Origin of the sequence: Brevibacillus sp. HB1.1 (assembly GCF_013332445.1) — a bacterium.
GTDB lineage: Bacteria > Bacillota > Bacilli > Brevibacillales > Brevibacillaceae > Brevibacillus > Brevibacillus porteri.
The window spans coordinates 266,240-280,019 of record NZ_JABMIV010000006.1 but is presented as its reverse complement, the minus strand read 5'-3'; the positions used below and the strand labels follow the sequence as shown (position 1 = coordinate 280,019).

The 13,780-nt window shown below is 50.1% G+C and carries 15 protein-coding genes; 11 read left to right on the top strand and 4 right to left on the bottom strand.

Features of this window, described 5'->3' with window-relative positions:
• Positions 1–10 precede the first annotated feature (10 nt).
• On the top strand, positions 11–547 hold the full coding sequence (locus tag HPY27_RS17855; RefSeq protein ID WP_069848803.1) for a suppressor of fused domain protein: 537 nt from the start codon (positions 11–13) through the stop codon (positions 545–547).
• A 16-nt stretch (positions 548–563) separates the two neighbouring features.
• Positions 564–1,028: an NUDIX domain-containing protein gene (locus HPY27_RS17850; protein WP_026043313.1), complete on the top strand. Its 465-nt coding sequence runs from the start codon at positions 564–566 to the stop codon at positions 1,026–1,028.
• 51 nt (positions 1,029–1,079) lie between these two features.
• Here HPY27_RS17850 and HPY27_RS17845 read toward each other — a convergent pair whose 3' ends face one another.
• Entirely contained in the window at positions 1,080–2,021 is a 942-nt protein-coding gene (locus HPY27_RS17845; protein WP_174225593.1) for a DMT family transporter, read from the bottom strand.
• Positions 2,022–2,167: 146 nt separating this feature from the next.
• Here HPY27_RS17845 and HPY27_RS17840 point away from each other — a divergent pair, with 146 nt between their 5' ends.
• The 3 genes from HPY27_RS17840 to HPY27_RS17830 all read left to right on the top strand — a co-directional run bounded on the left by HPY27_RS17840 (position 2,168) and on the right by HPY27_RS17830 (position 5,772).
• On the top strand, positions 2,168–3,604 hold the full coding sequence (locus tag HPY27_RS17840) for an aminotransferase-like domain-containing protein (protein ID WP_174225592.1): 1,437 nt from the start codon (positions 2,168–2,170) through the stop codon (positions 3,602–3,604).
• A gap of 87 nt (positions 3,605–3,691) precedes the next feature.
• On the top strand, positions 3,692–4,231 hold the full coding sequence (locus tag HPY27_RS17835; RefSeq protein WP_017251414.1) for an NfeD family membrane protein: 540 nt from the start codon (positions 3,692–3,694) through the stop codon (positions 4,229–4,231).
• A complete protein-coding gene (locus tag HPY27_RS17830) occupies positions 4,231–5,772 on the top strand; it encodes a flotillin lipid rafts scaffold protein FloT (protein WP_173622919.1) in 1,542 nt (513 codons plus the stop codon). Before HPY27_RS17835 ends, HPY27_RS17830 begins: the two co-directional genes overlap by 1 nt.
• A gap of 62 nt (positions 5,773–5,834) precedes the next feature.
• Here HPY27_RS17830 and HPY27_RS17825 read toward each other — a convergent pair whose 3' ends face one another.
• Positions 5,835–6,587, bottom strand: coding sequence for a polysaccharide deacetylase family protein (locus HPY27_RS17825; protein WP_017251412.1), 753 nt, complete (start codon positions 6,585–6,587; stop codon positions 5,835–5,837).
• A gap of 188 nt (positions 6,588–6,775) precedes the next feature.
• On the opposite strand from HPY27_RS17825, the gene HPY27_RS17820 reads away from it, so the two are divergent.
• Complete coding sequence (locus tag HPY27_RS17820) at positions 6,776–8,179, top strand: aspartate kinase (RefSeq protein WP_174225591.1); 1,404 nt, start codon at positions 6,776–6,778, stop codon at positions 8,177–8,179.
• Here HPY27_RS17820 and HPY27_RS17815 read toward each other — a convergent pair.
• A complete protein-coding gene (locus HPY27_RS17815) occupies positions 8,110–8,616 on the bottom strand; it encodes a M67 family metallopeptidase (RefSeq protein ID WP_174225590.1) in 507 nt (168 codons plus the stop codon). The genes HPY27_RS17820 and HPY27_RS17815 overlap by 70 nt on opposite strands.
• Before the next feature lie 52 nt (positions 8,617–8,668).
• Between HPY27_RS17815 and HPY27_RS17810 the strand changes: the two genes are divergently transcribed.
• The 5 genes from HPY27_RS17810 (at position 8,669) to HPY27_RS17790 (ending at position 12,563) form a co-directional block, all read left to right on the top strand.
• Positions 8,669–9,526, top strand: a complete 858-nt coding sequence (locus tag HPY27_RS17810) for a DUF72 domain-containing protein (protein ID WP_069848792.1) — start codon at positions 8,669–8,671, stop codon at positions 9,524–9,526.
• A 19-nt stretch (positions 9,527–9,545) separates the two neighbouring features.
• The gene (locus HPY27_RS17805; RefSeq protein WP_017251408.1) at positions 9,546–10,370 is read left to right on the top strand and encodes a sulfite exporter TauE/SafE family protein; all 825 of its coding nucleotides are present in this window, start codon (positions 9,546–9,548) and stop codon (positions 10,368–10,370) included.
• Positions 10,371–10,394: 24 nt separating this feature from the next.
• Positions 10,395–11,849 carry a bifunctional metallophosphatase/5'-nucleotidase gene (locus HPY27_RS17800; protein WP_174225589.1) on the top strand — a complete coding sequence of 485 codons (1,455 nt, stop codon included), beginning with the start codon at positions 10,395–10,397 and terminating at the stop codon, positions 11,847–11,849.
• A gap of 47 nt (positions 11,850–11,896) precedes the next feature.
• Positions 11,897–12,136, top strand: a complete 240-nt coding sequence (locus HPY27_RS17795) for a DUF6154 family protein (RefSeq protein WP_007715645.1) — start codon at positions 11,897–11,899, stop codon at positions 12,134–12,136.
• Between the two features lie 124 nt (positions 12,137–12,260).
• Entirely contained in the window at positions 12,261–12,563 is a 303-nt protein-coding gene (locus HPY27_RS17790) for a YunC family protein (RefSeq protein ID WP_017251406.1), read from the top strand.
• 73 nt (positions 12,564–12,636) lie between these two features.
• On the opposite strand, the gene HPY27_RS17785 is transcribed toward HPY27_RS17790, so the two are convergent.
• Entirely contained in the window at positions 12,637–13,650 is a 1,014-nt protein-coding gene (locus HPY27_RS17785; RefSeq protein ID WP_174225588.1) for a DUF2804 domain-containing protein, read from the bottom strand.
• Positions 13,651–13,780 lie beyond the last annotated feature (130 nt).

The window sequence follows — 13,780 nt, the reverse complement described above, 5'->3', positions numbered from 1 at the left end:
GGTTGCACATATGATAGTGGTAAAGCAATTAATGGATCATTGCCACCGCTTTTTTGGGAGTCAAGGTGAGCTGTATCAATCCGAGGATGCGGATATCCTGATTGCCGTCTATCCGGCTACACGCAATCGAGGTTGGTGGACGTATGCCACACTTGAGCTGCACAAAATGGGGGCAACGGAGTACCTCGTCTATTCTTATCAGTTTGAGCAGAGAATGATTACGCATTTGGCGAGAGTAGCGGCCCAGGTAATTCGTCAGTGGGAGAGTCAAACGACCCGCATGGAGTCTGGGAGCATCTTTTCGCTCGGGGATACAATCGTGGAAAAATCGGTTTTGAATCATATGGTATTGACCCCTGCCTATTATGAAGAGGCTGGACTTGAATATTATACAAACGGCAAGGACGTAATCAGGTTCATGATGCTTCATGCAATCGCGGATTCTGAAGCAAAGTTTTTGGAACAATATGGACTTATGGCATTACAGGAATGGTTAGCGCACTCCGGTGTCGATTCCCTGAATGTTACGCGTACGCCTGCCATCTGAGAAGGGAGCGAGCGAAATGTCAGCGATTCGCTTGAGAGTCACCGTAGTAGTGGAACACGAAGGGAAAGTCCTCCTCATCCGTGAGCAGACACAACGAGGCATCTTTTACAACCTGCCAGGGGGAATCGTAGAATATTTAGAAGCGATTCCAGATGCGGCGAAAAGAGAAGTGATGGAAGAGACCGGACTCCTCGTGGAAATGGAGCGATTGATCTGGATAGACGACCGGATCGATCAGGAAGGGAACGGCAAGCATACAGTCGGAGTGGGAGTTCTGGCGAAGCTCATCGGTGAAGAGACGAACCCTACGCCGGGCGGTATCGTCGACGAAGAAATCGAATGGGCTGGCTGGGTCACGCTAGACGAGTGGAAGCAACTGCCGAACGACCACAAGACACGCCCGGATCAAGTCAAGCAAGTCTTGTCTGACCCCACTTATCAACCGATGTACCTGGGAAATATGTTTAGCCGAGCAGAATAAAAACGAAAGACACCGCCCTTTTCCTAGTGAAGAGGAGCGGTGTTTTTTTACTTACGCTTTTTGCTGAACGGAAGTCTTTCTTCCTTTTGCGACAGCCAACACGACAATGACAGCCGAAAGAACAGCGCCAAGTGTCAATGGCTCGGACAGCAGGAGCCAGGCTGCGATGATTGATAAAAAGGGTTGAAGGTATTGAATTTGACTGACCTTGGAGACGCCGCCGATTGCCAGTCCGTGATACCAGGCGAAAAAACCGAGAAACATACTGATTACGCTAATATAGCCAAAACCGATCCAGACAGGCCAAGTGGCTTGTTTTAATTCAGCGAGCAGAGGACCGACGAGCGGAACGACGAGAAAAGGAAAGGCAAAGATCAACGACCAACTGATGACCTGCCAACCGCCCATTGTCTTGGAGAGCTCACCGCCAACCGCGTATCCGATCGCCGCACTGATGACCGCCCCGAGCAAGGCGAGATCCGCCCATTGGAGGGCACCAAAGCCAGAACTGATCGCGTAGGCGAGAATCGTTACACAGGCGATCGCACTAGAAATCCAATACTTTCGGGTAGGGCGTTCTCCTGAAAAAAATATAGCTGCGCCTGCCGTAGCCAATGGCAATAGTGCAATGATGACTGCGCCGTGCGTAGCAGGCACTCTCTCCATCGCCCATGACGAGAAAAACGGGAAGCCCGCTACTACGCCAGCAGATACAAGGAACAGTTTCTTGGTCTCTTGCCAGGTAGGAAACGGTACTCGTTTGATGCTGAGTACCAAAGCCGCTAGTACTGCTGCGATCAACGCTCGTCCCAATCCTGCCGAGAGGGGAGAGAGCACGGTAACAACCACCTTCGTTACAGGCAAGGTCAAGCTGAAGCTAAGCACCCCGATGAAGCCATACAGCAAGCCCGTTTTCTCTGTATGCAGCTGCTCAGAAGTGGTTGACTGCTCTTTTTGTACGTCCTGCTTCTCGATCGGAAGCTGTCCGCTCATCCGAATCCCATCCTTTGTCGAAGTAAAGTTTCTGTTGTTCCATCTTAGAGGCGACCAAGCATAAACGGTAGAGCCAATTGGCAGCAGGAGCAGTAAGCCAATTTGTCGAAAGGGAGGAAAACAGCAAGTATGGGGGACGGATAGGGATGGAATGGAAGCCGGACAAAGACGCGGGAGTTCCGATCTATATGCAAATAGCCAAAGAGCTGGAACGACAGATTGTATTGGGAGTGCTGCCCCCTGGTACATCTCTGCCGCCAGAAAGAGTGTTGGCACGGCGCTTTGGCGTCAATCGTGGGACGGTATCGGCAGCGTATGAAGAATTGCGGGCCAAAGGTATATTACAATCGTGGCAAGGGAGCGGTACTTGGGTCAGTCGTGATCTATGGGGCGTTAAACAGATGCCAAACTGGTATACCTACACAAATGGTGGGGCATTCTTGCCAGCTTATCCACTCGCGAAACGAATACAGGATGCATGCTTCGATTCCTCGATCATCAATCTGGCAAAGGCAGAATTGGCGACGACGATGATCCCGTCATTGATCCCAACTACGGAGGGGGAAAAAAACGAGATCAAGCTTGAGCTGGGCTACGCGCAACCAAAGGGGGAGCCGCGTCTGCGTGAGGCACTAGCTGTGCATTTGCACGAAAACTACGGCATTCACGCTTCTCCCGACGAAATTTTGGTGACGTCAGGAGCGCAGCAAGCACTGCATCTCATTACACTATGTCTCTTGAATCCCGGAGACGCAATCGCAATGGAGGGACCCTCTTATTCGTATTCTCTTCCCTTATTCAGTTCAGCTGGCCTGCGTTTATTTCGCTTGCCGATGGATGAGGACGGTATTGTACCCGAGGCTGTCTACGATTTGCAGCGAGAACATCGCATTCGCATGGTTTTCGCGAACCCGACCTATCATAATCCAACCGGGACGATATTAAGCGAGGCACGGCGAGCCCAGTTGCTCGATATTTGTCAGGAGCTGCGCTTGCCACTTGTGGAGGATGACGCTTACGGCGCACTGACACTGGCTGGAAGCCCTAGACCTCCCAAGCCGATCAAAGCCATCGACAAGACAGGTGCTGTTCTGTATGTCGGGAGCCTTTCGAAAACGATTGCGCCAGGCTTACGGATTGGCTGGCTGGTAGGACCAAGATCTGTCGTAGAAAGACTAGCCGATGCCAAGCAGCAAATGGACTTTGGCACGAGCAGCGTCTCCCAGCAATTCGCTCGGCAATTTGTTGAGCGAGCCAGCTGGATCAATCAGCAGGAGCGAATGTCTCGTTACTTGTTGGAACAGCAACAAGCGATGATACGTGCTATGCACAATCATCTCACCGATTACGCCGTATGGAATGAGCCGGGTGGCAGCTATCATATTTGGTGTCGGTTGCTTGCTCCCAGGGACGAAAAGGAATTGCTAGATGATGCGATTAGGGAAGGTGTCGTATTTACACCTGGTAGCGTCTATGGAGCGGAAGCGGGCTGGCTGCGACTGACCTATTCGTGGGAATGCCCGGAAAATATCGAGGAAGGAATACGCCGTATCCAAAGAGTCCTTCAGCAGAAAAAGCGATAAGAAAAGGGATTATTTCCTTATTTATGAAACTAATTCCCATCTGACTCGTATGCACTATAGAGGCAATTTTAGAAAGGGGGGACAGTCGTGGGCGTACTTGAAACCGTCTACATGGTCTGCCTTGTACTTGGTCTAATCTACACGGTCATCTCGCTGTTGTTTGGCGATACGCTCTCGGATTGGCTGGGACATCTGCATCTGCCTTTTGCACAGCCCATTTTGTTGGTCAGTGGCATGACTGCCTTTGGTGGAGCGGGGTATTTGCTATCTCGATACACTTCTCTTGGTACGCTTGTCGTGTTGATGCTGGCTGCAGTCATTGGCATCGCTTTGGCTTTTGTCTCATACTTCCTGTGGGTAAAGCCGATGAGCCATGCGGAAAATTCCACGAGCTATTCCATGAGTCAACTAGGAGGAAAGCTGGGGGAAGTCGGGACAACGATCCCAGCAGAAGGACTGGGAGAAGTGCTGCTGCCGATGATTAGTGGAACGACTTACCATATGGCGGCGAGTCTTGAGGGCGAGATTATCCCGCAAGGAACCCGTGTCGTCGTGGTCGAGGTGCGTGACCATGTCTTGTATGTGATCCCCTTTTACACTGAATCTGGCGAAGGAGATGAGAAGTGATGGTAGATCCTGGTGTTTTGACGATAGTAGGTGTTGTCGTCGCAGTCTTTCTCGTTTTGGGTATTGCCTTTTGGGCCCGTTACAAAACAGTGGGTGCAGATGAAGCCATGATCGTGACGGGTAGCTATCTCGGCTCGAAAAATGTACTAAGTGACGAATCCGGCCGCAAAATGAAGATCGTCCGCGGAGGCGGCGCATTTATCCTCCCTATTTTTCAACAAGCAAACTTTCTGAGTCTTCTGTCTCATAAGCTGGATGTATCGACGCCAGAGGTGTACACCGAGCAGGGCGTTCCTGTCATGGCAGATGGCGTAGCGATCATCAAGGTAGGCGGCTCGATTGAAGATATCGCCACCGCATCCGAGCAATTTATGGGCAAGAGTGACGAGGCACTGCGCGGAGAGGCACAGGAGGTACTCGAAGGCTATTTGCGGGCAATCCTCGGCAGTATGACGGTAGAGGAAATTTACAAGAACCGTGAGCGATTCGCGCAAGAGGTGCAATCGGTAGCGACAAAGGATTTGAAGAAAATGGGACTGTCCGTTGTCAGCTTCACGATCAAGGATGTCCGGGACAAAAACGGCTATTTAGCTGCCCTTGGAATACCGCAAATCGCTGCAGTGAAGCGCGATGCGACCATCTCGCAGGCTGATGCGGACAAAGAAGCGCGGATCAAGCAGGCACAGGCAGAGGAAGAGGCACGCAAGGCAGAGCTGTTGAAGGAAACAAACATTGCCGAAGCAGAAAAGGAAAAAGAGCTGAAGGTAGCGGCGTTTAAGCAAGAGCAGGACAAAGCGAAGGCGAGCGCGGACCAAGCCTACAAGCTGCAAGAAGCTGTCGCCAAACAGCAGGTTACAGAAGAAGAGATGAAGGTCGATCTCGTCCGCAAGCAGAAGGAAATCGAGCTGGAGGAAAAAGAAATTCTTCGCCGCGAAAAGCAATATGATGCGGAAGTGAAGAAAAAGGCCGACGCCGACCGCTACTCTGTGGAACAGGCGGCAGAAGCGGAAAAAGCGAAGAAGCTGAGAGAAGCAGACGCGATCAAGTACCGCATTGAAGCGGAAGCAAAAGCAAATGCGGAGCAGAAGCGTCTGGAAGGTTTGGCGATTGCCGAGGCTGAAAAAGCACGTGGTAGCGCTGAGGCAGAAGTCACGCGCCTCAAGCTCGAAGCCGAGGCAGAAGGGAAAGAGAAGCTGGCTGAAGCATTTGAAAAATTCGGTCATGCGGCTGTACTCGATATTATTGCGAAAATGCTCCCTGAGCTGGCTGAGAAAATTGCCGAGCCAATAAAGGCGATCGACAAGGTAACGATCGTGGATGCAGGAGGCGGTCAGGGAGATGGAATCAATCGTCTGAGCGGGAATGTTACGAAGCTGATGGCCCAACTGCCAGAGATGCTGAAAGACGTATCTGGTTTGGATATGAATAAGATGATCGCAGACTTTATGCAAAAGGGTGGTACCGTACCCACACAGCAACAGCCTGTACCCGTAAAAGTTCAGGTAGAGACGGATTCTGTTTTGGAGAACGAAAACAAATAATCAAACTGATCAGAGGAGAAGTGCCCCTTTATAGCGAGGGGCACTTTTTCGTGGGAAGAAAATCAAGGATAGTCTACCTGCTTGGCACGTCCATATCCTCTCAACAATTCGCTGACCGTTACGAATTTATACCCTCTATTTTTCAGTTCAGGCAATATTTGCTCGAGGGCTTGTACGGTCTGTCTGCGATTGCCTCCGTAATCGTGAAATAGCACGATGTCTCCATTCCGCGCGTTGTTCAAAACCTTGTTGACGATTTTTTTTACACCGGGATCGCTCCAATCACGTGTGTCTTGATGCCACGACCACATGATCAGGAGAAAACCGGCTTGCTTCGCTGTATCGACGACTTTCTCGTCATAATATCCTCCCGGAGGACGAAAGAGGGTGGGACGAACCCCTGTTGCCGAATAAATGGTCTCCTGCGTTTTTTGCACCTCTTCTAATAGTCGATTCGCTGACAGCTTTCGAATATCTGGATGACTGTAAGTGTGATTGGCAATCTCATGTTGATCATTCACGAGAGATTTGACGATTTCCGGGTACTGGCTCACACGATTTCCTACGACAAAAAAGGTGGATTTCGCTTGATACTGCTTCAACAGCGCTGCAATCTGCGGAGTGTATACCTGGTCAGGACCATCGTCAAAGGTAAGGGCAATCACCTTGCTCTCTGTCGGCACTTCCCAAACGATATCTCCTCTTGTTTCGTAATACTCGCGATTTTTTTCCCGGATTGCATTGGCTGTCTCGCTGAAGGAAGGAGCAAGAATGACAGCTAGCAAAAGTGGGAAAAAGAGGATATGCTTTTTCATTCGTTCACCTCTTTATCAGAGACTTTCCTGCTAGGTAGCTGTACATGATGATGTACTCCCCGTTACTATGCGACAAATCTTGATGATTATTCCTGAATGTCCTCAGGGAAAAGACACTTGTTCTTTTTATGCGGATAATTTAAGCTAGTAAAAGCATAAGACGTGAGAGTTAGATGGAGGAATCGATCATGAAGGTAGCAAAATTTGGGGGAACATCACTGGCGAATGCCGAGCAAATAAAAAAAGTATGCCAAATTGCATTGGCGGATCGGGACAGACAATTCATTGTTGTATCGGCGCCTGGGAAACGACATAAGGAAGACACGAAGGTTACTGATTTGTTAATCGCATATGCTGAGCGATTTTTGGCTGGAGAGCCTACAGAGGAAGCGAAACAAGCAATATTCTTGCGCTATCAGGAGATTGTGACAGGTCTCGGGCTTTCTGCCGAGATTGGTCAAGCGATTGAAGTGGAGCTCGGGGAGGTTTTGGCAAACAAGGCGGGCTTGTCCAAGGAAAGATTCATGGATGCGGTCAAAGCTGCGGGAGAGGATACATGCGCCAAAATTGTCGCTCGTTACTTGCAGAGCTTGGGCGAGGTCGCGACCTACATCAATCCAAAGGATGCAGGCATGCTGGTTACGGACGAAGCAAGCAATGCTCATATCCTCCCTGAAGCGTATGCCAAATTGGCAACATTGCGAGAGCGGGAGGGAATTGTCATTTTCCCTGGCTTCTTCGGCTATTCACGTTCCGGTGATCTGGTTACTTTTTCGCGCGGCGGCTCGGATATTACGGGATCGATTTTGGCTGCGGCGGTTCAGGTAGAGGTCTACGAGAATTTTACCGATGTCGATTCTGTGTATGTGGTCAATCCGAACCTGATTGCCGATCCGAAGAAGGTGACAGAGATTACGTACCGAGAGATGAGGGAGCTGTCTTATTCCGGTTTTAGTGTGTTCCACGAGGAAGCGTTGATTCCCGCGTATCAAGCAGATATACCCGTATGCATCAAGAATACGAATAATCCGTCTGCGCCTGGTACGATGATTGTGGCCGAACGAGGATCTGCTACAAACAGGGTGTCGGGTATTGCAAGTGATAGCGGCTTTTGTAGCATTTACGTCAGCAAGTATTTGATGAACCGTGAAATTGGCTTTGGCCGCAAGCTGTTGCAAATTCTGGAGGAGGAGGAGCTTTCGTACGAGCATACTCCATCTGGAATTGATAACATTTCCGTCATTCTGCGAGAGCGCGATCTCACGGAAGAGAAGGAACAGCGGATTGTGGAACGCATTCGCCGAGAGTTGTTCGCTGATGATGTCGCTGTTCAGCATAGTCTAGCACTCGTCATGATTGTCGGGGAGGGCATGCGTCAATCTGTGGGGACAACAGCGAGAGCCACAGCTGCGTTGGCTGCTGCGAAAATCAATCTGGAAATGATCAATCAGGGGTCATCGGAAGTAAGCATGATGTTCGGGGTAAAAGCCGAAGAGGCAGATCGTGCTGTGATTGCTTTGTATCAAGAGTTTTTTGGAGCCGAGGAACCATTGGTTTCCTCATCGTCACAATCCACTTCTGTCAAAGTGTAGTCGCGTGCTGCAAATGAGCCGCAACTTCCATCCTGCACCCATTGATAGACACGCCATTCTGGCTGTTCGGATGCGAGTCCCACAATCCAATAGCTGAGCGTGGGATAATGCCACCCAGCTATGTCGCGTGTAGAAGGGATTGGCGGCGTATGGGGATGTGTATGCAAGACCCCCAACCATTGAAGATTGTGCTTGCGGATGTACTGCAAGGCTTGAAGAAATGTTTTCCCATCCCAAGCGAACACGTGCTTGTCGGGTGAGACGGGCATCGGTACACAGGCCGTAATCGTTGCTCCACGACCTGCGAGCAAAGCAGAATACTCATAAGGAAACGCCTCTTGTGCTTCGGCCAGGAGGCGTTTCGCTACTTTTTTCGTCAGGAATATTTTGTTATCCTTAATCGCAAAGGGTTCACCCAACCAAGCGGGATTTTTCATTCGGCTTCCGTCCTTCTTCTCTATTCGACCATGATTTGGAGGTTAGCATTCGATGACTACGATACAAGTGGGAGTTTGCGGCTGGGGAGATCAGCACGAATTGTACGTACAAGGTGTACGCAATCGAGACAAGCTGTCGGTATATGCCAGCCACTTTCCAATTGTAGAGGTGGATAGTTCTTTTTACGCTATTTTACCACAGCGAAATTACGAATCGTGGGTGAAGGATACACCTGAACGATTTGGCTTTATCGTCAAGCCTCATCAAGGGATGACGGGGCATCAACGGGGGGACGCTTCGGGAAGCAGACGGGAATTGTTTCGTCAGTTCGAAGAGAGCATTCAGCCGGTCGTGGAGGCTGGCAAGCTCAAAGCGTTACTGTTTCAGTTTCCGCCGTGGTTTGATTGTACCCGAGAGCATGTCCAGTATGTGACCGCTTGTCGCCAAGCCATGCAGGCGTATCCGTTTGCGGTTGAGTTTCGCCATCAAAGCTGGTTTGAATCACGGTATTCGGAGCGAACACTGGATTTTTTGCACAACATCGAAGCGACACATGTCGTATGTGATGAACCACAAGTGGGAAAAGGCTCGGTCCCGATTGTTCCTGCCGTGACGAAGCCAACCTTGGCGTTGGTTCGCTTTCATGGGCGCAACAAAGCGGGCTGGCGAGATCCCGGAGAGGGACAAAATTGGCGGGATGTCCGTTATTTATATCGATACAGTGAGACAGAGCTTGCAGAATGGGTGGAACACATCAGACTGCTCGAACGGCAAGCGGATGAAGTCTGCATTTTGTTCAACAATAACTCTGGAGGAGATGCAGCTGCGAATGCGAAGCAGTTTTCGGAGATGCTTGGCCTTGCACCTACTGGTCTGAATCCTCGTCAGATGGACCTGTTCTCCACGTAGCAAGAAAGAAGGGGAGTTCATGCTTGTAGTAATTGCCATCTTATTTGTCATCATCGGAGTCCTGGCTGGCGTCATTGGCAGTATCGCGGGTCTGGGTGGTGGGATTTTTTTCGTGCCTGCTCTGCTGTATTTTGCGAACTGGTACATGCCTGGATCGATGAACCCGCAAGTAGCAGCGGCGACTTCGTTGATTGTGATTGCGGTAACCGCCCTTTCTTCTTCCCTTTCTTATCTCAAGCAAAATAAAGTAGATAAGCAGAGTGCCTTGCTCTTTTTTATCGGGAGTGCGCCGGGTGCTATTGTGGGCGTTTATCTTAATACATTACTAGCAGTGGGGGGCTTTTCGCTGCTGTTTGGCTTGTTTCAGCTCTCCATGTTCGTCGTATTGATGGTCAAAGACAAAATCAAACCACGCAGCATGGAGTGGGAAGTCCAACGCCACTTCATCGACAACGAAGGAAATGAATATGTGTACGGGTATAGCAAATGGTCCGTGATTACGATTGCTTTCTTTGTCGGGATTACCTCGTCGCTATTTGGCGTGGGTGGCGGCATTCTGATGGTTCCAGCCATGATCATTTTGTTTCGCTTTCCGCCACACATTGCTACCGCTACATCCATGCTGGTCATTTTTTTATCAGCGGTGGTTGGGTCCATCACGAATATCTTCCACGACAACGTACACTGGCTGTATGCAGCGATGCTCGCACCAGGAGCATGGGCGGGCGGAAAGCTCGGAGCGATTGTTGCCAGTAAAATGAAGGGGCGCACCATCGTGCTATTTTTGCGTGTTCTGATATTGGGAATTGCCATACAAATGATCGGAGAAGCGATTTTTGGATAATGAGACGAGAGGGAGGGGAAAGTCGTGGCTGACACCTGTACCTTACACATTTTGCACACGAATGACTTGCACAGCCATTTTGATACGATGCCGCGAATTGCAACCTGCCTGAGGAAGCACCGAGAAGAGTGGGAGGCCAGGGGAGAGCATGTGCTGACGGTCGATATTGGAGACCATATGGATCGAATGGATATCCGATCGGAAGCGAGCTTCGGGAAAAGTAACGTTGAGATCATGAACAGAAGCGGGATTCAATACGCGACGATTGGAAACAACGAAGGCATCACACTCCCAAAAGACAAGCTGAATGAACTGTACACAGATGCGCGTTTTGCGATCATTACGGGCAATCTGTTTGAACCGCCAACAAATTCTGTCCCGTCTTGGGCTGTACCATACGCCATTCATACCGTAGGCGAGCTGCGGCTGGCGATCTTGGGAATGACGATTCCCTTTGGCCCTTCCTATCAAAGTATGGGATGGGAGATCAAGGAACCGATCCCGATTTTGCGTGAGCAGATTGCGGCACTGCGCTCGTCTGTGGATGTTGTCATTTTGCTATCGCATCTTGGCTATCAGACAGATTGTCTGCTGGCAAAGGAAGTCGATGGGCTCGATATCATTTTGGGCGGACACTCTCACCGGACGCTGCCTCATGGAGAACGTATAGGCGGTACCTTAATCACACAAGCGGGGCGATTTGGCGAGTATGTCGGTCATGTAGAGCTTGTCTGGGACGGGATTCATAATGGCATCAAAGACGTGCGCGCAGAGCTTTTTCACACAGAACAGTACCAGTCAGACGAATCATTGAGCCAGTTCATTGAGAGTGAAAAAGTATGGGCAGAGAATCGTTTGTTTCAGCCGATTGTTCAATTGGAGCAAGACATGCACATAGGCTGGACGGAGGAGACCCCCTATGGTTCCTTCATCGCAGCGAGTATTCGTAAATGGACGGGTGCTGAGATTGGCATGGCAAATGGAGGGCTGTTACTTGCTGATTTGCCGCGGGGTAGCTTGTCCTTTGCCGATTTGCTGCACAGTATGCCTCACCCGATCAATGCCTGTGCGGTCACGATTACAGGCGAGCAGCTCACCACTGTTCTGGAGCAAGCGATTCAACCGGAAATGGTTCATCGGGAGCTGCGAGGGTACGGTTTTCGCGGCAAAATAGAAGGCTGGATGTGTGTGGACGGATTGTACATCCGCTACAGTGAGGATGACCAACCGCAAATTATCCAGATTGAAGTCAACGGGCAACCGCTTGATCGCGAGCGTCTGTATCGAGTCGGGACGATCGACATGTTTATGTACAATCGCATGTTTCCCGATTTGCTGCTCGGCAGTGAGGTTACATTTTTCTTGCCCGAGATGCTGCGTGAAGTGCTCGCCACCACGATAAAGGATCAACAGATGCTGCAAAATGCGTTTCGTCCACGTTGGGAAAAGATATCGTTAACGTCAAAAAACCAATCGTAGAGACCGGTTTTTCGGGAATGCTATCGAAAAACGGGAGGAGACGAGCGATGCGCTTCATAGATGAAGTATACGAGCTGTACAGAGGACATTTTAATGGCGATGAAGAAGACATTACAGCAGTTGTCGTCGGCATTCTCGCGGAGCAGTCTCGGGATGATTTGCTGGACTTGGTCGAGGAAATGGACGAGGAAGAGCTGTTTCATATGCTCGCGACGTATATGATTGAAGTCATGAAACGAAAAGTCGCGATGGAGGATGAGCACTTTCCGACAAGCGTCATGCATTAACGTAAGATCAAGTTCGTGATCAAAACATAACTTTTTGAACCACCTCTTAGAGACCTCACCTTTCTCTTCTGAATGTCATAGGATGGTAACGCCAACAGACAGGAGAGAAAAAGGAGGAATCTTGATGGTCGAGGTAGTGCCAATCCACTTTCCAGAGGGGACGGCTATTGCTGTCACCGTTCGATTGCCCAAGACGACGCTATTGGCTGTAACAACCGATCATGGCTACATTATGTGTGGAGCACTGGATGTGGGGCTCTTGAACGAGCGGTTAGCAGCGAGGGAAATTCTTGCTGGTCGTGCGGTAGGGGTCAAGACCATACAGGAATTGCTGGATGCGCCGCTGGAGTCTGTGACGACGACTGCGGAGCAGAAGGGGATTACGGCTGGTATGACTGGTCGGGATGCTGTTGTGAAAATGCTGTAAACAAAGAATGGTTTGCCCATAAGAAAAAACCTTTGTCCCATGACAAAGGTTTTTTAGGTTTTTCTGGCCTTGTTTACCAACGGGCTGATTGTTCTTCACAGATTCCGATCTTGCTTTGCACCGCAATGGTTTTTCCATCATCTGTTGAGATCGTCCCGTCGTAACGGCCGATTACTTGATGCAAAGTGGTTCGCACCAACGCAAAATTTTTGTGCTCAGTTCGAGCAAAGAGCGGCGTAAAGGTGAGGCGTACCGCAGAAGATTCTTCACTCGCAAGCGTCCAAGGGAGCATCCGGTTGTCAGGATCGTAGGAAAAACGAATCTGTTCGCTCAGCTTGTAGAGGACACCATCAATCATCAAGCCATTTTCCGTCATACCCGTTCCGTCCGTCCAGCCTCTGCCAAAGTTAAAGCCTGCGACACCCTTCGCGTGACGGAAAGAGCAGGTCGTCCAGTTCCAACGAGTGTGGTATGGCCAAACGCCACGTCCAAAATCCAGACTGGCAAAGGTATTCTGCCGATCGAGCAAATAGGTTTTCCCGTTATAGGTAATGGTGCCGTGCACAGGCCGGGCCGTTTGCTTCGAAGTGAACTGAAAGCGCTCCGCACTCCACGGTATCACGACATTTAAGGATTCGGAGGGCGGATCAATCACGATGTCGAGCGAGAGAGTTTTATCGCCGGGACATATGGCAGTCGCTTCTACGCTCGTTCCGCTGGCTCCTGGCTGAAAGGAGACAGAGAGCTTGCGACTCACAAAATGACAAGGCTCATCTACGGTGGCACCCAGTCGAATCCCTGCACCAAAAGGAACCGTTACGGCACTGTCCGCGGTCTCCCCTGTCGTTAGATCAATAAAATGGACAAAGACAATGCCAGCGTAATCCAGATTGACCATCGCAATCGACATCGCACATTCAGGTGCAGTGATAAACCAAAAATTCCATTTTTTCCGGCGAAGCCAATGCCCGCTAAATTGGCAGTCATGCAACGGATAACGGGACCAACCAATCGCTTCGGGAAGCAAGCGGCCATCCTGATCACATAATGAAAGAGGCTGCGTTAATTCTTTTTCGATAAGCGACATACGATCGTCTCCCTTGCAAACAAGGATTCTTCCAGACAAACTCGTCTCCAGTGTCTTTCCTCGGTAGACATAAAAAGAAAATCTAGAAAAAATTTCATGTAGAATCAAGTCGAATCACGCTATAATAGGG

Excerpts from the sequence above, each read along its gene's own strand:
- HPY27_RS17855 (WP_069848803.1), top strand. The coding sequence starts at position 11 with ATGATAGTGGTAAAGCAATTAATGGATCATTGCCACCGCTTTTTTGGG.
- HPY27_RS17850 (WP_026043313.1), top strand. The coding sequence starts at position 564 with ATGTCAGCGATTCGCTTGAGAGTCACCGTAGTAGTGGAACACGAAGGG.
- HPY27_RS17845 (WP_174225593.1), bottom strand. The coding sequence starts at position 2,021 with ATGAGCGGACAGCTTCCGATCGAGAAGCAGGACGTACAAAAAGAGCAG.
- HPY27_RS17840 (WP_174225592.1), top strand. The coding sequence starts at position 2,168 with ATGGAATGGAAGCCGGACAAAGACGCGGGAGTTCCGATCTATATGCAA.
- HPY27_RS17830 (WP_173622919.1), top strand. The coding sequence starts at position 4,231 with ATGGTAGATCCTGGTGTTTTGACGATAGTAGGTGTTGTCGTCGCAGTC.
- HPY27_RS17825 (WP_017251412.1), bottom strand. The coding sequence starts at position 6,587 with ATGAAAAAGCATATCCTCTTTTTCCCACTTTTGCTAGCTGTCATTCTT.
- HPY27_RS17820 (WP_174225591.1), top strand. The coding sequence starts at position 6,776 with ATGAAGGTAGCAAAATTTGGGGGAACATCACTGGCGAATGCCGAGCAA.
- HPY27_RS17815 (WP_174225590.1), bottom strand. The coding sequence starts at position 8,616 with ATGAAAAATCCCGCTTGGTTGGGTGAACCCTTTGCGATTAAGGATAAC.
- HPY27_RS17810 (WP_069848792.1), top strand. The coding sequence starts at position 8,669 with ATGACTACGATACAAGTGGGAGTTTGCGGCTGGGGAGATCAGCACGAA.
- HPY27_RS17805 (WP_017251408.1), top strand. The coding sequence starts at position 9,546 with ATGCTTGTAGTAATTGCCATCTTATTTGTCATCATCGGAGTCCTGGCT.
- HPY27_RS17795 (WP_007715645.1), top strand. The coding sequence starts at position 11,897 with ATGCGCTTCATAGATGAAGTATACGAGCTGTACAGAGGACATTTTAAT.
- HPY27_RS17790 (WP_017251406.1), top strand. The coding sequence starts at position 12,261 with ATGGTCGAGGTAGTGCCAATCCACTTTCCAGAGGGGACGGCTATTGCT.
- HPY27_RS17785 (WP_174225588.1), bottom strand. The coding sequence starts at position 13,650 with ATGTCGCTTATCGAAAAAGAATTAACGCAGCCTCTTTCATTATGTGAT.